This window comes from Massilia luteola (genome assembly GCF_034420155.1).
In the GTDB taxonomy this organism is placed as follows: Bacteria; Pseudomonadota; Gammaproteobacteria; order Burkholderiales; family Burkholderiaceae_D; genus Telluria; species Telluria luteola.
Genome location: NZ_JAXOFN010000020.1, coordinates 74,224 through 89,433 on the forward strand (window position 1 = coordinate 74,224; position 15,210 = coordinate 89,433).

Annotated in this window: 21 protein-coding genes; 1 reads left to right on the plus strand and 20 read right to left on the minus strand. The window is 66.5% G+C overall.

The window, feature by feature from the left end; genetic code table 11:
- Positions 1-19: 19 nt before the first annotated feature.
- From U9J41_RS19545 to flgB, 9 genes are read right to left on the minus strand one after another with little or no spacing between them, the layout of a single operon-like run.
- Complete coding sequence (locus U9J41_RS19545) at positions 20-358, minus strand: rod-binding protein (protein ID WP_322403834.1); 339 nt, start codon at positions 356-358, stop codon at positions 20-22.
- Entirely contained in the window at positions 358-1,527 is a 1,170-nt protein-coding gene (locus tag U9J41_RS19550) for a flagellar basal body P-ring protein FlgI (protein ID WP_322403835.1), read from the minus strand. The genes U9J41_RS19545 and U9J41_RS19550 overlap by 1 nt, the downstream gene beginning before the upstream one ends.
- Before the next feature lie 7 nt (positions 1,528-1,534).
- Positions 1,535-2,203 carry a flagellar basal body L-ring protein FlgH gene (flgH, locus tag U9J41_RS19555; protein ID WP_322403836.1) on the minus strand — a complete coding sequence of 223 codons (669 nt, stop codon included), beginning with the start codon at positions 2,201-2,203 and terminating at the stop codon, positions 1,535-1,537.
- Positions 2,204-2,205: 2 nt separating this feature from the next.
- Positions 2,206-2,991, minus strand: a complete 786-nt coding sequence (gene flgG / locus U9J41_RS19560) for a flagellar basal-body rod protein FlgG (RefSeq protein WP_322403837.1) — start codon at positions 2,989-2,991, stop codon at positions 2,206-2,208.
- A gap of 34 nt (positions 2,992-3,025) precedes the next feature.
- Positions 3,026-3,751, minus strand: a complete 726-nt coding sequence (locus U9J41_RS19565) for a flagellar basal body rod protein FlgF (protein ID WP_322403838.1) — start codon at positions 3,749-3,751, stop codon at positions 3,026-3,028.
- 12 nt (positions 3,752-3,763) lie between these two features.
- Positions 3,764-4,948 carry a flagellar hook protein FlgE gene (locus U9J41_RS19570; protein WP_322403839.1) on the minus strand — a complete coding sequence of 395 codons (1,185 nt, stop codon included), beginning with the start codon at positions 4,946-4,948 and terminating at the stop codon, positions 3,764-3,766.
- A 41-nt stretch (positions 4,949-4,989) separates the two neighbouring features.
- The gene (locus U9J41_RS19575) at positions 4,990-5,655 is read right to left on the minus strand and encodes a flagellar hook capping FlgD N-terminal domain-containing protein (RefSeq protein ID WP_322403840.1); all 666 of its coding nucleotides are present in this window, start codon (positions 5,653-5,655) and stop codon (positions 4,990-4,992) included.
- A gap of 2 nt (positions 5,656-5,657) precedes the next feature.
- On the minus strand, positions 5,658-6,062 hold the full coding sequence (gene flgC, locus U9J41_RS19580) for a flagellar basal body rod protein FlgC (protein ID WP_322403841.1): 405 nt from the start codon (positions 6,060-6,062) through the stop codon (positions 5,658-5,660).
- A gap of 10 nt (positions 6,063-6,072) precedes the next feature.
- Entirely contained in the window at positions 6,073-6,432 is a 360-nt protein-coding gene (flgB, locus tag U9J41_RS19585; protein ID WP_322403842.1) for a flagellar basal body rod protein FlgB, read from the minus strand.
- A gap of 114 nt (positions 6,433-6,546) precedes the next feature.
- On the opposite strand from flgB, the gene flgA reads away from it, so the two are divergent.
- Entirely contained in the window at positions 6,547-7,218 is a 672-nt protein-coding gene (gene flgA / locus U9J41_RS19590; protein WP_322403843.1) for a flagellar basal body P-ring formation chaperone FlgA, read from the plus strand.
- On the opposite strand, the gene U9J41_RS19595 is transcribed toward flgA, so the two are convergent.
- From U9J41_RS19595 to fliD, 11 genes are read right to left on the minus strand one after another with little or no spacing between them, the layout of a single operon-like run.
- On the minus strand, positions 7,208-7,930 hold the full coding sequence (locus U9J41_RS19595; protein ID WP_322403844.1) for a glycoside hydrolase family 73 protein: 723 nt from the start codon (positions 7,928-7,930) through the stop codon (positions 7,208-7,210). The two genes, flgA and U9J41_RS19595, sit on opposite strands and share 11 nt — an antisense overlap.
- Positions 7,917-8,345 (minus strand): flagellar export chaperone FlgN, encoded by a 429-nt coding sequence (gene flgN / locus U9J41_RS19600; protein ID WP_322403845.1) that lies wholly within the window; start codon positions 8,343-8,345, stop codon positions 7,917-7,919. Before flgN ends, U9J41_RS19595 begins: the two co-directional genes overlap by 14 nt.
- Positions 8,346-8,349: 4 nt before the next feature.
- A complete protein-coding gene (flgM, locus tag U9J41_RS19605) occupies positions 8,350-8,628 on the minus strand; it encodes a flagellar biosynthesis anti-sigma factor FlgM (protein ID WP_322403846.1) in 279 nt (92 codons plus the stop codon).
- Positions 8,629-8,657: 29 nt separating this feature from the next.
- A complete protein-coding gene (locus U9J41_RS19610; protein WP_322403847.1) occupies positions 8,658-9,671 on the minus strand; it encodes a flagellar motor protein MotB in 1,014 nt (337 codons plus the stop codon).
- Entirely contained in the window at positions 9,646-10,536 is an 891-nt protein-coding gene (motA, locus tag U9J41_RS19615) for a flagellar motor stator protein MotA (RefSeq protein ID WP_056439133.1), read from the minus strand. The genes U9J41_RS19610 and motA overlap by 26 nt, the downstream gene beginning before the upstream one ends.
- A 24-nt stretch (positions 10,537-10,560) precedes the next feature.
- On the minus strand, positions 10,561-11,292 hold the full coding sequence (locus tag U9J41_RS19620; protein WP_322403848.1) for a FliA/WhiG family RNA polymerase sigma factor: 732 nt from the start codon (positions 11,290-11,292) through the stop codon (positions 10,561-10,563).
- Positions 11,293-11,315: 23 nt separating this feature from the next.
- Positions 11,316-11,777: a flagellar basal body-associated FliL family protein gene (locus U9J41_RS19625; RefSeq protein ID WP_307188978.1), complete on the minus strand. Its 462-nt coding sequence runs from the start codon at positions 11,775-11,777 to the stop codon at positions 11,316-11,318.
- 51 nt (positions 11,778-11,828) lie between these two features.
- Entirely contained in the window at positions 11,829-13,049 is a 1,221-nt protein-coding gene (locus tag U9J41_RS19630; protein WP_322403849.1) for a flagellar hook-length control protein FliK, read from the minus strand.
- A gap of 2 nt (positions 13,050-13,051) precedes the next feature.
- Positions 13,052-13,390 carry a hypothetical protein gene (locus tag U9J41_RS19635; RefSeq protein ID WP_322403850.1) on the minus strand — a complete coding sequence of 113 codons (339 nt, stop codon included), beginning with the start codon at positions 13,388-13,390 and terminating at the stop codon, positions 13,052-13,054.
- Positions 13,383-13,772: a flagellar export chaperone FliS gene (fliS, locus tag U9J41_RS19640; protein WP_322403851.1), complete on the minus strand. Its 390-nt coding sequence runs from the start codon at positions 13,770-13,772 to the stop codon at positions 13,383-13,385. Before fliS ends, U9J41_RS19635 begins: the two co-directional genes overlap by 8 nt.
- A 10-nt stretch (positions 13,773-13,782) precedes the next feature.
- Positions 13,783-15,201: a flagellar filament capping protein FliD gene (gene fliD, locus U9J41_RS19645; RefSeq protein WP_322403852.1), complete on the minus strand. Its 1,419-nt coding sequence runs from the start codon at positions 15,199-15,201 to the stop codon at positions 13,783-13,785.
- Positions 15,202-15,210: the final 9 nt, after the last annotated feature.

Genomic DNA, 15,210 nt, shown 5'->3' on the forward strand with positions numbered 1-15,210 from the left:
AGTATTAACAGGCGACCATTCAAGACGATTTATTAAGCGGTGCCGGCAATATCTGCCGCAAAATCGCGTCGGCGACGCCGAAGGCCCGCTGGTGCGCCATATTTCCCGCCAACATGTTGTCCACCATGTCGGTCATGTCCTGGTTGACCTTGTCCTTGGTCGGGCTGTCGTCCGGCGCGATGGCGCGCGTGCTTTCGCGCATCTGGTGCAGCATGTGCGAGATGAAAAAGCTCTCGAATTCGACGGCGGCCTTGGTGGCCTTGGCAATATAGGCCTTATCTGCGGCGGGCGCGACCTTGTCCTGTTCCGCGGCCTGGTCCGGTTTGCCCGGTTCGATGGCATTGACGTTGTTGAGCATCAGATCACCACCAGTTCGCCTTCGATTGCGCCGGCCTGGTCGAGCGCCTGCAGGATGGCCATGATGTCGTCCGGCGAAGCGCCGAGACTGTTGACCGTGTCGATGATGGTCTGCAGGCGGGCGCCGGCCGGCCAGTGGAACATCTGGCCCGAACCCTGGTCGACCGAGACCTTCGATTGCGGCGTCACCTGGGTCTGGCCCTTGGAGAACGGCCCCGGCTGGCTGACGGCCGAGCTTTCCGAGATCACGACCTTGAGCGAGCCGTGGGTGATGGCGGCCGATTTCACGCGCAGGCCGTCGGAGATCACGACGGTGCCGGTGCGCGAATTGAATACGACGCGGGGCACTTCCTCGCCCGCTTCCACCGCCATGTTCTCGAGCTTGGCGACGAAGGCGACGCGCTCGGTCGGATTCGTGGGGGCGACGACCTCGACGCTGGTGCCGTCGGCCGTGGTGGCGACCTGGCCGAAACGGCGGTTGATCGCATTCACGACATTGGTCGCGGTGTCGAAATTCGGATGGCGCAGGCGCAGCAGCACGGCCGGGCGGGTGGCGAAGTCGGTCGGGATCTCGCGCTCGATCTGGGCGCCGTTCGGGATGCGGCCGCCGGTCGGCGTGTTCACCGTCACCGACGAGCCGCTCTTGCCGGACGCGTTCAGGCCGCCGACGACGAGGTTGCCCTGGGCCAGCGCATAGACTTCGTTGTCGGCCGCGCGCAGCTGGGTTAGCAGCAGCGTGCCGCCGCGCAGGCTTTTCGCATCGCCCAGCGACGAGACGGTCACGTCGATCGCCTGGCCGCGGCGGTAGCCGGGCGGGAACACGGCCGACACCATGACGGCGGCCACGTTCTTGTTCTTCGCTTCCTCGCCATCCGGCAGCTTGACGCCGAACTGCTTCAGCATGTTGACGACCGACTGGCTCGAGTACTTCACCTGCGTCGAGTCGCCGCTGCCGTTCAGGCCGACGACGAGGCCGTAGCCGACCAGCGGGTTCTCGCGCACGCCTTCGACGCTGACGAGGTTGCGCAGCGGCTGGGTACGGGCGAGGATGGCCGCGTCGAGGCCGGCGGGGGCCACGCTCGCGGACTTCGGCACGGCCGGCGCGGCCTGGGCCAGCACGGGCAGCGCCAGCAGCGCGGCCAGGGAAACGGAACGGAAGAGTCGGATCATTGCGTCCTCAGAACGGCATGAATGGACCGGTGAAGAACCGGGTCAGCCAGCCGGGAGTGTTGGCATCGGCCAGCGAACCCTGGCCGGAATAGGCGATGCGGGCATTCGCCACGCGCAGCGAGGACACCTGGTTCTCGTTGTCGATGTCGGCGGCGCGCAGATAGCCCTTGATGCGCAGGTATTCCTCGCCCTGGTTCAACTGCAGGCGTTTTTCGCCGGCCACGCGCAGCAGGCCGTTCGGCAGCACTTCCTGCACGAGCACCGTGATGGCGCCGGACAGCGCGTTCTGCTGGGTGCTGGTGGCGTCGCCCGTGAAGCTGCGGTCGCCGCTGATGTCGATGCCGGTGCGGCCGAACGTCTTGCCGAGGAGGTTGACGGGGGCGACGGATGCGGTCGAGCCCTTGCTGAAGCTGGTCCCGGCCTTCTTGCTGGCCTGGGTCGTTTCCTGCAGCAGGACGGTGACGACGTCGCCCACGCGGAACGCGCGCGCGTCCGAGGTCAGCGAGACGGTGTCGGCGGTGAACACGCCGCCCGCGACGCCGCCGCGCGCCGGCTGCGTTTTCGGCAGGGCGAGGGTGTCGTCCGCGGGGGCGGTGGTCTTCAGGGGCACGCGCGAGGCGCACCCGGTCAGCGCGAGGCTGGCCGCCATCCCGGCGGCGAGGGCGAAGCGTTTCATGGTCAGCGGGAAGCCTGGGACAGGTATTGCAGCATGTTGTCGGCAGCCGACAACACCTTGGTGTTCATTTCATAAGTGCGCTGGGCGGCGATCATGTCGACCATCTCTTCGACGACCTGCACGTTCGAGCCTTCGAGGGCACCCTGCTTGATCTTGCCGAAGGCGCCGTCGCCGGCCTTGCCTTCGTTCGGGGTGCCGCTGGCGGCCGTTTCCTGGAACAGGTTCTCGCCCATGGCCTGCAGGCCGGCCGGGTTGACGAAGGTCGTCAAGGTCAGCTGGCCCAGTTCCGTCGGGGCGATGGTGCCCGGGACGGTCGCGCTGACCATGCCGTTCTCGCCGATGGTGATCCCGGTCGCGTTGTTCGGGATGGTGATCTGCGGCACCAGGGGCAGGCCCTGGGCATTGACCAGCACGCCGTTCGAATCGACCTGCAGCTGGCCGGCGCGGGTGTAGGCCGGCTGGCCGTCCGGACGGCGCACCTGCAGGAAACCGTTGCCCGTGATCGCGACGTCGAGCGGCTGGCTGGTGGTCTGGATGCTGCCGTTGGTGAACACCTTCTGCGTGCCGACGATGCTCACGCCGTTGCCCAGCTGGACGCCGTTGCTGACGGTGTTGTCGGCCGTCTGGGCGCCCGGCTGCTTGTCGACCTGGTAGAACAGGTCTTCGAACACGACGCGGTCGCGCTTGAAGCCGACCGTGTTCACGTTGGCCAGGTTGTTCGCGATGGCCTGCAGTTTCGCATCCTGGGCCTGCACACCGGTCTTGCTGATCCACATTGCTGGATTCATGGTTTCTCTCTCCTGATTCTGTAAGGGACGTGGGTCAGCCGGCGATCAGCTTGTTGCCGGTTTCGTTCATGCTGTCGCTGGCCTTGAACAGGCGCATCTGCACCTCGAAGCTGCGGTTCAGGCTCATGGTGGCGACCATTTCCTCGATGGCCGAGACGTTGCTGCCTTCGAGCGCGCGCGGGCGGACTTTCACGTCCGGATCCGTCGGCAGGCTGCCGCCGTCGCGCGAGACGATGAGGCCGGCGTCGTTTTTCGTCAGTTCGGCGCCCGTGGCGTTCACGAGCTTCAGCTTGTCGACGACCTGCATCTGCGTGGCGCCTTCCGTCAGCACGGAAATCGTGCCGTCCGTGCCGATCTCGACCGCGGTGTGCTGCGGCAGGACGATCGGGCCGCCTTCGCCCAGCAGCGGATGGCCGTGCACCGACAGCGCGCCATCGGCACCGATTTCGATTTCGCCGGAACGGGTATAGGCTTCGCTGTCGCCGTACTGCACGGCGAGGTAGCCCTGGCCGCCGATCGCGACGTCGAGCGGGCGGCCGGTTTCGTGGATGGCGCCGGCGCGGGTCGAGATCATGTCGGCCTGCATCGACGACATGTGGCGGTCGTCGTAGCCGAACCCGCCCAGCTGCTCCTGGGTCGCCACTTCCGTGCTGGCGCGATAGCCGGCGGTGTCGAGGTTGGCCAGGTTGTTGGCGTGGACCTGCTGCGAGCGCATCAGGCGCTCGGCGCCGGAGACGGCGGTGAAGATCAGTTTATCCATGGGGCGTCAAGCTTACAGGGCTTGCATCAGGGCCTGCATCATCTGGCTTTCGCTGGTCAGCACCTTCGAGTTCGCCTGGTAATTGCGCTGCGACGTCATCAGGCCGACCAGTTCCGACGTGATGTCGACGTTCGAGCCTTCCAGCGCGCCGGTCGCGAGTTTGCCGGCCAGGCCCACGCCCGGCGCATCGGTCAGGGCGGCACCGGAATCGGCATTGGCGACCCAGCTGGTCTCGCTGATGGGCGACAGCGCGCCTTCGTTGGCGAAGGTGGCGAGGGCGATGGTGCCGACCACCTGCGACTGGTCGTTGCTGTACTTGGCCACGAGCGAGCCGTCGGGCGACATCGTCAGGCCCACGAACGCGCCCGATGCATAGCCGTCGCTGCGGTTGGTGGTGGTGGTGGCTTCGCCGGCGAAAGAGGTCGTGCCGGTGTAGTCGATCTTGACGGATGAGGCCGTGGCGCCGGTGCCGGTGAAGCTCACCGTCCCCGACGTGGTGCCGGTCAGCTGGCCGCCCGCGTCGAACGCGAGACTCACCTTGGTCGCCGGGTCCGGCGCGGCGCCATCGACGCCGTAATACACGTCGATCGCGCTGGTACCGGTCTTGACGAAATATTGCGACACCGTGTGCTGCGTGCCCAGCGAGTCGTACGCGAGCGACTGCTTGACCATGTTGTAGCTGGACGAATCGGTGGCGTCGAAGGTGGTCGTCGTCGGCGGGGTCCAGTCGGCGGACAGGTTGCCGACGTAGGAAACGCCGGTGGTCGCGACGGCCGGGATCTGGCCGGTCGGCACCTGCACGTCGCCCATCGCGCCCAGCGTGCCGTTCTTGGACGGACCGTAGCCCTGCACCTTGTTGCCGTTGCTGTCGATCAGGACGCCCTTGGCGTCGGTCGAGAAGATGCCGACGCGCGAATACTGCGTGGTGCCCTGGTTGTTGACGCTGACGAAGAAGCCGCGGCCGTCGATGGCGGCGTCGAGGGCGCGGCCGGTCGTCTGGGTGCTGCCGTTCTGGCTGATGTTCTGCGTGACCGAACCGATTTCCACGCCGTTGGGCTGGGTGCCCGCCATGACCGACGCGAAGTTGGCGCGGCTGGCCTTGAAACCGTAGGTGGCCGCGTTGGCGATGTTGTTCGAGACGGTGTTCAGTTGTTCGTTGATGGCCTGGATGCCGGACAGTGCGATGTCGAAGCTCATGTCGATTCCTTAAATGCGTTGCGGTAGAGGGACGGCGCCGTTCAGGAGCCCGTCTTGCCGTTGAAACCCGTGACGGACGAGGGATCGACCTCGCCGATGTTCGCCACCTGGAGCACGACGTGCGTGCCGTTGACGCGCACGCTGTTCAGGCGCGCCGCCACTTCGACCGTGGGCGAGCTGCCGTCCGATGGCTTGGCCTGGATCGTGTACGAACCGGGCGCCAGGCCAAGGGCGTCCGGGTCGATGGAAAACGACTGGGCGCCCGAACCGGCGCCCAGGTTGATCGTGTGCTGCTGGCCGTCGGTGCCGGTCAGGATCAGGTCCGTGCCCGCGCTCAGGCCGTTCAGCTGCACGGTGCCGTTCACCTTGTTGCCGTCGACCTTGATGGTGCTCGTCGCCACGGTCACGTCGGAACCGACCTGGCCGCCCATCGCCAGCGTCTGCAGGCTTTGCAGGACGGTCGCGCTGGCGGTCGTCGTCGACGACAGGTTCTGCAGCGCCTCGGTCTGCGACAGCTGCGACAGCTGGTTGACGAACTGGGTCGGATCCTGCGGCGACAGCGGATCCTGGTTCTGGATCTGCGCCACCAGCAGCTTGGTGAACATGTCCTTGTTGGCGTCGGTGGGCGCCTGGGTCGACACCTTGTCGGCAGCCGTGTTCGCCGTCGTGCCGAACTGGCTGTTGGTGGTGGAGGTGGTGGTCACCATGATCAGGAATCTCCCAGCTTGAGCAGCGACTGCTGCATGGATTTGATACGTCCGAGGACTTCGACGTTGGTTTCGAAGGCGCGGCTGGCGGACATCATGTCGGCCATCTCGGACACTTCGTTGACGTTCGTGTAATAGACCATGCCGTCGGCGTCGGCCTTCGGATTGTCCGGCTCGTGCACGCGGCGCAGCGGCTCGGCGCTCTCGACCACGTCGAGCACCTGCACGCCCGCGCTGCCTTCGTTGTCCATGACGGACGCGAAGACCGGCTTGCGGGCGCGGTAAGCTTCCGCTTCGGAACCGGCCGCGACGTCGGCGTTGGCCAGGTTGCTGGCGATCGTGTTCAGGCGCACCGACTGCGCCGACATCGCCGAACCGGCGATCTGGGAAATGTCCTTGAAGCCCATTGTTGACCTGTTATTGACCGTTGATGGCTTTCGCCAGACCACGCAACTGCATGTTGATGAAGGTGAGGCTGGTATTGAAATCGGATGAGTTCTGGCCGAAGGCGGCTTGCTCGACGCCGATCTCGACGGTGTTGCCGTCGGCGCTCGGGTGGAACGGCACGCGGTACAGCGGCTGGTCGTCGCTCAGGCTGAGCTCGCCGTTCTCGGTGTCGATGCGATCCTGCATCATGGCGCCAAAATCGATGTCGCGTGCGGTGTAGCCGGGCGTGCTTTCATTCGCAATGTTCGCCGCCAACACCTTGGTGCGCTCGGCGCGCAATTCCAGCGCGTCGGCATGCACACCCAGTGCGTCTTTGAAATTAATCGTCATGTCAGGAACTCCTGTCGGTTGAACTTCTGTGTGATTGGTAGAATCAGGTTTTTCCGCTGCCGCTATTCTCTAATGATTGCTTTCTGTAAGGCAACCCTTGCCGCTTCGTCACTGATGCTGTTTTCTGCGTTCGCGCAAGCAGCAGCGCCGTCGATTCCGATGCAAATTGAACAAGCCGCCCGTGCCGAACTCGAAAGACAGATGGCGGCGTCCGGCTTGACCGAACCACAATTCGACATTGCCGTCGTGGCCGCGCGTGCGGCGCCGCCGTGCAGCCAGCAGGTGGCCATCGAACCGCTCGATACCCGTTCTCCCCAGAGGATGCGCTTCGTGGCGCGCTGTCCGGACACGCCCGGATGGCGGTACGAATACGTCGTCCGCGCGCGCGTGTCGGCCATGGTCGCGATCGCGGCGGCGCCGGTCGCGGCCAACGAGGCGTTGACGGATGCACAAGTCACGATCGAGCGCCGTGATATTTCGAACATTGCCGATCCGGTCAGTAATCCGGCCGATGCGGTCGGACAAATGTCTCGTCGTATGTTGCGTCCAGGAGACATCCTGCGCAGCGGACAGCTCGCCACACCGATCCTGGTGAAACGCGGCGATGCGGTGACGATGGTCGCGCGGCGCGAAGGCATCGAAGTCAGCATGGCCGGAGAAGCATTGGACGCGGGCGGAAAAGGGGCTGTCGTGCGGGTGCGCAATGCCGGCAGCGGGCAGGTCGTCCGCATGCGTGTCGCCGGACCTGGCACGGTTGAGCCGATCGACATGCAGATCAGCCGCTGACGTTTTGTAATTTGCCGGCCAGGCGGGACAGCTTGGCCGCATAGGCCGGGTCGGTGGCGTAGCCGCCCTTCGCGAGGCCCGCGGCGAACGCATGGGCATTGTTCCCGGCGCCGAGCGCGCCATGGAAGCGCGGATTGTCGATCAGCATTTGTGCATAGTCGCGGAAGGCGCTGGCCTGGTCCGGATAGGCGCGGAAGCGTGCGCTCGTCTTGAGCGCGGCGCCGCCCACGTATTCCGTGGTGGCCGACTCGGCCACGTTGCCGCGCCAGCCGGCGTTGGCCTTGATGCCGAACAGGTTATAGGTCGAGCTGCCGTCCGCATTGCGCAGCGGACGCTGGCCCCAGCCGGATTCCAGCGCGGCGTGCGCGGACACGAGCTCCGGCGCCACGCCCAGCTTGTCGGCTGCTTCCTTGGCCCAGGGGGCGATGCTTGCCAGGAAAGCCTGCTGGTCGGGCGACGTGTCGGCGCCGTCGCCCATGACGGCGGCCGTCGCGCCCTGGCTGCGCGCGGCCCACATGCGGCCCTCGGCGCTGAGCGTCGCGCTCGTCGCGAAATCGCCGCCGCCATTCTGGATGAAGTCGGACACCTCGCCCTCGACCTCGTTGAAGATGCCGCCGAACTTGCCGCCGCCGTTGCTTAAAGGCGCAGTCGGCGCGGTGGCCGAAGTCGGGGTGAGGGCGGGGATAGCCGTCGTGAATTCAGCGTGGCGCATAGGTATCGTCTTCGCCGTGCAGCAGGCGTTGCATGATCGTAAATTGTTCGGCCATCAGGTTGCCGTTGCGCGTCGTCGCCTGCTTGCAGTCGCGCACGAGCGTCTCGAGCGTTTCCCAGTCGTTGCGGCCGCGCGTGCGCAGCGACGTCGGCAGGCTGCCGAACAGGTCGTCCATCGTCGCGTGCGGGCCCAGCAGGGCGCGCACGAGCTGCACGCGCTGCTGGCGGCGTTGTTCCATCGCGTCCAGCTCGGGCGAGAGTTGTCCGGCAAGCGTGGCGAGCTCCGCGCCGCGGTGGCGCAGGGCGGCCTGGAACTGGCGTTCCAGCAGGTCGCGGATCGTCCCGCAGGCGCCAAGGTCGGCCTGGACGCCGTCCAGCAGGCGCGCGACGGCCTGGTCGCGGGTCAGGCGGCTCATGGTGTCAAGCCTTGTTGCCGCTGCCGTGGAAGCGCTGGATCAGGCCGGCCAGGCGGCCCGCGTCGAACGGCAGCTCGCCCTTGGCCAGCGCGTCGCGCAGCTCGGCCACACGGGCGGCATCGAAGTCGGGCAGGGCCTTGATCGCGTTCTGCGCCGGCTGCAGCACGGCGGATTCGAGGGCATCCGTGCCCGCGGGCGCGGCGGGGGCCGCGGCCGGCGCGGCGGCACCGCCTGCCTGCGGAGCGATCGAGACGGAAGGCGTGGAGGCGCTGGAGATCTTCATGCGTGGTCCTCGGGTTTTCGATTGAATCGTCATGGTTTCTTTACCATCTGGCTGCGCAGGTCCTTGAGCTCTGCATCGTCCGTCCGGGACGTGGACGCGTCCTCTGTCAGGGAGTCGGTCGCCGGCGGCGCGCCGAACATGGTCTTGACGGCAGCGGCCTGCCTGCTGGTCAGGATCAAGAGTTCGATACGGCGGTTGGCCGCAGCATCTGGATGGGCCGCATCGATCGGGGCGCGGTCGGCCATGCCGACCTGTTGCAGGATGGTTTCGCCCCGCATGCCGCCGATAAGCAGCTCGGACCGCGCAGCCAGAGCGCGGTTGACCGACAGGCTCCAGTTGGAATAGCTCGCCGGTCCCGCGTTAGTGTACTGCACGGAATCAGTATGGCCTACGATCAACATCTGATTTTCCATTTTTTCGAACAGCGGTGCCATCGCGCGCAACAGTTTTGCGAAGCGGGCGGTCGGCAGCGGGCTGCCGCGCACGAACATGCCCTGGCGGTCGGTGTCGTGCAGCATCACGCGCAAACCGTCCGGCGTGATCACGGTGGCAAGGTTCGACGCGAGACCGGCGTCCACGCTCATCTGTTCCAGTTGATGCGCCAGCGCGGCCAGTTCGGACGGCGATTCGTACTTCGTGCGCATGGCCGGGGTGTTCGATTTGTTACCGGTGCTCGGGCCCTGGCTGCCGCCGTTACTCCTGGGGAGCTGGAAGCGCTCGATCAGGCTGCCGGCCGGGCTCGATTTGACTTCCGGCTTGCCGCCGGTGCCGTCGATCAGGCCGCTGGCCGTGTTGTCGCGAATGATCGCCTTGGCCTGCTGGGCGTCGCGTGCGGCGATCAGCCACAGCACGAGGAACAGGGCCATCAGCGCCATGCAGAAGTCGGCGAACGCCACCTTCCACGCGCCGCCGTGTTCGTCCTCGTGATGCTTGCCGCCACCACGTTTGACGATGGTGGCTTCGTGGTGCTTCTCGGGGCCTTTTTTGGTTGCTTGCACTGATTGCTCCAGGTCCGGATCAGGCCTTGCGCTTGGCGCCGGCATCGTCGCCGTCGGCCATCGCGTTGATCCAGGCTTCGAGCTGGGCGAAGCTGGGCTTGGTATTCAGCTGGATCAGGCGGCGGCCCGCGTCGATCGCCAGCAGGGGCGGTTTGCCGGCCACGTGGGTGCACAGCACCACCTTCACGGTTTCCATCGTCGACGCTTCGGAATTGACCAGCTGCTTCATCATGCCGGAGATCGGATCGAGCACGCCGTAGCACATGAAGATACCGATGAACGTACCGACCATCGCCGCGCCGACGCGTTCCGCGATCTCGGCGGTGTCGGCGCCTTCGCCGACGGAGTTCATCGTCATCACGATGCCCAGCACGGCGGCGAGGATGCCGAAGCCCGGCATTGCCTCGGCGATCTTGTGCAGCGATTTGGACGGCTGGGTCAGCTCTTCGTGGATGGCGTCGAGCTCCTGCTCGAGCACGCCTTCCAGCTCGTGGGCGTTGATCTTGCCCATGGCCATCAGGCGGAAGTTGTCGACGATGAACGCCAGCAGCTTGGGCTCTTCCAGGATCAGCGGATAGCGCTGGAACATCGGGCTGTCCTTGGGCGCTTCGACGTGGGCGTCGAGCGCCTTGAGGCCGCCGGCGGCCGTCTGCAGCAGTTCGTACATCAGGAGCAGCAACTGGCGCTGGAACTCGGAATCGTGCCTGTGTTTGCGCGTGATCCTTTTCGTCTGGGAAAACAGTTCGGCCAGCACGTGCTTGGGATTGCCCAGCACGAGGGCGCCGATGGCGGCGCCGCAGATGACGATCAGCTCGGTGGGCTGCCAGATGGCGTTCACTGTGCCGCCCATCATCGTAAAACCGCCGAACACGGCGCCGAGCACGATGAGAATGCCGAGGATTTGCATGATTATTATTACCTTTCTTGTGGTCGTTCAGGCCTGGGCCAGCGCCGCTTTCATCTTGGCCAGCGCACTTTTGTTGAGCTGGCAGACGCGGGCATCGGACAGGTCGAGCACGGCCGCGATTTCCTTGTAGCTGAGCTCGAATTCATAAATCATCTGGACGACGCGCTGCTCGCGTTCGTTCAACGCGCCCAGCGCCTGCTCGAGGCTGCGGCGCACCATGAACTGCTCTTCCGGACCCGGGGCGCTGTGGGCGCGTTCGGTCGCTTCCTGCAGCATGTCGTCGAAGCTGAGCAGTTCCTCCGCGCAGTCGTCCAGCAGGAACTGGCGCCACTCTTCCTGGTTGATGCCGAGCGCGTCCGCCGCTTCCTTGTCGTTCGGTTCGCGGCCGAGCTTGCGGGTGAGGGCGCGCACGGCGTCGCGCATCTTGTGGCTGTCCTGGCGCACGGCGCGCGGACGCCAGTCCTGGCGGCGCAGTTCGTCGAGGATCGCGCCGCGCACGCGCAGCGAGGCATAGCTGGAAAAGCCGGTGTCCGGGGTGCCGTAGCGGCGCAGCGCTTCAAGCAGGCCCATCAATCCGATCTGTTCCATGTCCTCGCGGCCCATCGCGCCCGACACCTGCGACGTGAGCTGGCGCGCGATGCGCTTGACGAGCGGCGCGTAGGCGACGAGGTGCTTCTGCTCCTCGGCCGCGCTCATGGCCGCGTGGATGGCGGCGTCGGCATATTCGCTGCTGGCGTAGCTGTCGGCGTAGTCGGTCATGTAACCCACGTTGTCCCCGATGGTTATTCGATGATCAGCTTGCCGATCATGACTTGCACGAACGGTTTTTCCGTGTGCTCGTGCTCATAATTGGCGTCGAAGGATTTATTCAATTGGTCGGCGTACTGCTCGACCGTCATGTTGGCCGCTTCCTTCATCGTGTAGGCCGACAAGGTGCGCACCGCCAGGCTGCGCAGCAGCGGCAGGTTTTCCTTCGTTTCCTTTTCCTTCGACACTTCCGTCGAGAGCACGAGGTCGGTCGACAGGTAGTGCGTGTCGGTGTCTTCAGGGCCGCGGCGCAGCATCACGATGACCTTGTCCAGGGTCACGTACTTGACCGGCTTGCCGTCCCTGGGCTTGTCCGATTCTGCCTTCTTCGCCGCGCCGGCGGCCGCCGCGGGTTTGGGCATGAACCACCACACCGCGCCACCTGCGCCGGCCGCACTGACGATCACGGCGCCGGCGATGGCGATAATCATTTTCATTTTGCTCATGTTGTTACTCACGCCACAGGGCGCTGTGGATGCGTCGATTGCTTACGAGTCGCGGCCGAGATGGAACACGGACGCGGGATTGCCGGCCTCGGCCAGACCGCGGCCGGGCTCGTTTTCCTGGTCGCGGCCCTGTTGGCGGCCGCGGCCCTGCTGTTGCGGATCGCCGAACGGCGCCGCATTGTTCTTGGGTGCCGGGGTCACTGTCACGGCGACCTCCGTGTACTGGCGCTGCGACAAGTCGTTGCGCAGGTTGTCGCTGACGGTCTGCAACTGGCGTAGCACGTCGCCGTTGGTGGCCGAGATGTTCACTTCCAGCGTGCCGGCGCTGTGGCGGATCGCGATGTCGATGCGTCCCAGCTGGGGCGGTTCGATGCTGATCGTCGCCTGCTGCACGTTGTTGCCGACGTGGACGTTCAGGCGGTCGCCCAGCGTTTCCTGCAGCGTCTGGCGCCATGCGGTCGGCGGACCGGCCAGCTTGACGGTGTCGGCGGCCGGCTGGGCCGACGGCAGCGTCATGGCGCCCGGCACGGCCGCAGCCGCGGCGGTGTTGGTGCCGGCTTGCGCGTTCTGTGTGGCGGAGCCGTCCGTGCTGGCGTCCTGCCCGCCGGTGCCGGTGCCGGCGTTGCCGTTGGCGGCATTGCCCTGGACGGCCAGGTGCACGTTCGCAGCCGTCGCATCCGGCTGGGCCGCCTGCGTTGCCTGCAGTGCCTGCGCGAGCGCGGCCTGGGGCAGGGCGATTGCCGCGCGGCGGCCGTCCTGGCCGGAGACCGCCAGCGGCTGGGCCGGCGTGTCGGACTTGCCGGCATCGTCGGCGCTGCCATGCGCGCCGCCCTGGGCGGCTTGCACGGCCTGGGTGACCTGTTGCGGCGACAGCGGCATCAGCGGCATCGCCATCGCGGCCAGCAGGGAGCCGTCCGGCGTGGCTGCGGTCTTGGCGTCGTCCGCCGACTTGCCGTCGGCCGCGGCCGGCGCGCCGGCGGCTGCCGGCGCCGTGCCGTCGTCCGTGCCCGCTGCGGCCGGCTGGGCTGCCGCCAGCGCCTGGGCGGCGGCGCCGCTTTCCTGCAGGCCGAGCCAGCGCGCGAACGGCTGGGCCGGTGCCGGGGCGGCGTCGGCAGCCGCGGGCTTCGCAGGCGTCGCGGATTTGGCGGGCGCTGCGGATTTGGCGGACGCCGCCGTGGCCTGCGCGTCCTTGGCGGGAGCCGGCGCGTTCGCTTGCTTGGCCGGCTGGGCCGATGCGGACGGGGTTACGGTGTTGAGCATCATCGTCATTCTTGGCTTACGTCCGGTTCGGTTTCGCTGTACATCGCGTAGGCGATCCAGCCGTCTTTGTTGGCGCGCATCTCTTCCAGACGCGCTTCGAGCGCGCGGGCGGCGGAGGCGACGCCCTGGGCAGCCGCGTCGTGCAGGGCGACCACGCGTTCCAGCGCGGCGTGTTCGGAGGCAGTCCACGGACCCTGCGCGGCAAGCTTGCGCAGTGCCGGAAGCAGGGTGCGGGCCTGTTCGCCCAGCCTGTCCCAATCCTCGCGGGCTGCCGCGGCCTGCAGGGCGTCGCCCAGCTGAGCCAACCGGGCCAGCCGCGCCTGCGGGGCGTTCGCGTCAGCCATTGCGTGCCTGTACGCCGGCCCAGCCCTGGCGGATTGTGGTCATGATCTTCACGACTTCGTCGACCATCGCCGGGTCCTGCTTGATGCCGGCGCCATGCAGGTGCGTGACGCAGAAGTCATACAGGTTGGCGAGGTTGGCCACGACCTGGCCGCCGCCCTCGAAATCGAGGGAGCTGGACAGGCCATTGATGATGTCGACGCATTTGTTGATGCTGCCCGCGCGCTGTTCGTAGCGCTTGGCCACGATGTGGGCCCGGGCGCGCGCCAGTTCGTCGAGCAAGCCGTCGGTGAGCACCAGCACGAGCTCGATCGGCGAGGCGCGCGACGTTTGCGCGTCCAGGCTGGTCGCGTGATAGCTGCTGTAGGCTTCGGTATAAGACATCTCGAATCTCTCAGTTGGATGAGCTGCTGCTGAACAGCGAGCTGAACATCGAAGAATTGTTTTGCATCGTCGCCTGCAGGGTCTGCAGGGCGGTGTATTGCTTCAGATAGCGCTGGTAGGCCGAGTCGTACTTGGCGTCGATGTCCGTCTGGCGCTGGGTCAGGTCCGATTGCAGCTTCGAGTTCGCGTCCGTACGCTGCTGGATCTGGCCGGTGGTCAGGTTGCTCCACGTGTTCAAATACGTGTTCAGGGCGCCCGCGATGCCGGTCGGCGCCGACGTGCTGGCGGTGCCGATCAACGTGTCGAGGCCGGTCGGATTCACGGCCAGCTGCTTTTGCAAACGGGTCGAGTCCAGGCTGATGGTGCCGTCGCGCGCGGCCGTGATGCCGTAGCTGGCCAGCGACAGCACGCCGGCCGGGCGCAGCAGGTCGACGATGCGGCTGCGCAGGGCCGTCACACCCGAATCGTGGGCGAACGCGCCGGCGGCGACGTTGTTCTTGGGGTCGCCCGCGCTGACCAGGCCGTCGAGCGCCGTTTTCAGCTTGTTGTAGGCGTCGACGAACGCCTGGACGTTCGCCGTCGTGCCACTGGTGTTGCCGGCGACCGTCAACGTGATCGGCGCGCTGCCTGCCGCCTGGGCATGGGTCGCGGTGAATGTCACGCCGTCGATGTTCGTGAACGTGTTCGACGCCTGCTGGATCATCGCGGTCGCCGGATTGGTCGGGTCGCCCAGATAAACGATGGCGTCCTGCGCGGCCGTCATGACGGTGCGCGACGCGAAGCCCGTCTGCAGACCGGCGTCGGTGGCCGTGGTCGCGTCCACCGAAACGGTGTTGGCTACGCCCGTGTTCGTCGACGTCAACACGAGGCGCGGCGCGCCGCTGACCGTGATGACGCCGGCCGAGACCTTGCCCGCGTTGCCGCTGGCGTTGTTGATGGCGGCCGCGAGTTCGCGCACGCTCAGCTTGCCGTCGCCGTCCGTGTCGGCGGTGCCGTCCAGCTGGACGGCGAAGTTGGCCGTGTTCACGTTCGCGCCTTCGTCCGCGAGGTTGATGGTCAGCTGGCCGCCGAGCTGCGACCCGTCGGCGAGGCTGTCGTACGAGACCTGGCTGCTGGTCGCCACTTGCTGCACGAACAGGCTGTAGGCGCCGGCGGCGGCGGTCGAGCTGGCGGTGGCCGTGCCGAACGTCGTGTCGGACAGGGTCGCGCTCTGTGCGAGCATCGAGTGGCCGATGCCCGTCATGCCGGCCAGCGCGGTCTGGTAGGCCGAGATCGCGTCGCTCAGCGTGCTCAGGGCCTTGGCGGTGTTGGTCGCCGTCGTGGTCTGGTTGGTCAGCTGGGTCTGCATACCCGAGACGTACTGGTCGGCCAGCGCCTTGGCGGTACTGGTCGGGTCGTAGGTAGGTGCGGTGATCGCGCTCGTTGCCATATCGGTTCT

Excerpts from the sequence above, each read along its gene's own strand:
- flgA (WP_322403843.1), top strand. The coding sequence starts at position 6,547 with ATGCTGTTTTCTGCGTTCGCGCAAGCAGCAGCGCCGTCGATTCCGATG.
- U9J41_RS19570 (WP_322403839.1), bottom strand. The coding sequence starts at position 4,948 with ATGAGCTTCGACATCGCACTGTCCGGCATCCAGGCCATCAACGAACAA.
- flgM (WP_322403846.1), bottom strand. The coding sequence starts at position 8,628 with ATGAAGATCTCCAGCGCCTCCACGCCTTCCGTCTCGATCGCTCCGCAG.
- U9J41_RS19595 (WP_322403844.1), bottom strand. The coding sequence starts at position 7,930 with ATGCGCCACGCTGAATTCACGACGGCTATCCCCGCCCTCACCCCGACT.
- U9J41_RS19610 (WP_322403847.1), bottom strand. The coding sequence starts at position 9,671 with ATGCCGGCGCCAAGCGCAAGGCCTGATCCGGACCTGGAGCAATCAGTG.
- U9J41_RS19620 (WP_322403848.1), bottom strand. The coding sequence starts at position 11,292 with ATGACCGACTACGCCGACAGCTACGCCAGCAGCGAATATGCCGACGCC.
- flgH (WP_322403836.1), bottom strand. The coding sequence starts at position 2,203 with ATGAAACGCTTCGCCCTCGCCGCCGGGATGGCGGCCAGCCTCGCGCTG.
- fliS (WP_322403851.1), bottom strand. The coding sequence starts at position 13,772 with ATGTCTTATACCGAAGCCTACAGCAGCTATCACGCGACCAGCCTGGAC.
- U9J41_RS19630 (WP_322403849.1), bottom strand. The coding sequence starts at position 13,049 with ATGATGCTCAACACCGTAACCCCGTCCGCATCGGCCCAGCCGGCCAAG.
- U9J41_RS19550 (WP_322403835.1), bottom strand. The coding sequence starts at position 1,527 with ATGATCCGACTCTTCCGTTCCGTTTCCCTGGCCGCGCTGCTGGCGCTG.
- flgB (WP_322403842.1), bottom strand. The coding sequence starts at position 6,432 with ATGACGATTAATTTCAAAGACGCACTGGGTGTGCATGCCGACGCGCTG.
- fliD (WP_322403852.1), bottom strand. The coding sequence starts at position 15,201 with ATGGCAACGAGCGCGATCACCGCACCTACCTACGACCCGACCAGTACC.
- U9J41_RS19625 (WP_307188978.1), bottom strand. The coding sequence starts at position 11,777 with ATGAAAATGATTATCGCCATCGCCGGCGCCGTGATCGTCAGTGCGGCC.
- flgN (WP_322403845.1), bottom strand. The coding sequence starts at position 8,345 with ATGAGCCGCCTGACCCGCGACCAGGCCGTCGCGCGCCTGCTGGACGGC.
- U9J41_RS19565 (WP_322403838.1), bottom strand. The coding sequence starts at position 3,751 with ATGGATAAACTGATCTTCACCGCCGTCTCCGGCGCCGAGCGCCTGATG.
- U9J41_RS19575 (WP_322403840.1), bottom strand. The coding sequence starts at position 5,655 with ATGGTGACCACCACCTCCACCACCAACAGCCAGTTCGGCACGACGGCG.
- flgC (WP_322403841.1), bottom strand. The coding sequence starts at position 6,062 with ATGGGCTTCAAGGACATTTCCCAGATCGCCGGTTCGGCGATGTCGGCG.
- flgG (WP_322403837.1), bottom strand. The coding sequence starts at position 2,991 with ATGAATCCAGCAATGTGGATCAGCAAGACCGGTGTGCAGGCCCAGGAT.
- U9J41_RS19545 (WP_322403834.1), bottom strand. The coding sequence starts at position 358 with ATGCTCAACAACGTCAATGCCATCGAACCGGGCAAACCGGACCAGGCC.
- U9J41_RS19635 (WP_322403850.1), bottom strand. The coding sequence starts at position 13,390 with ATGGCTGACGCGAACGCCCCGCAGGCGCGGCTGGCCCGGTTGGCTCAG.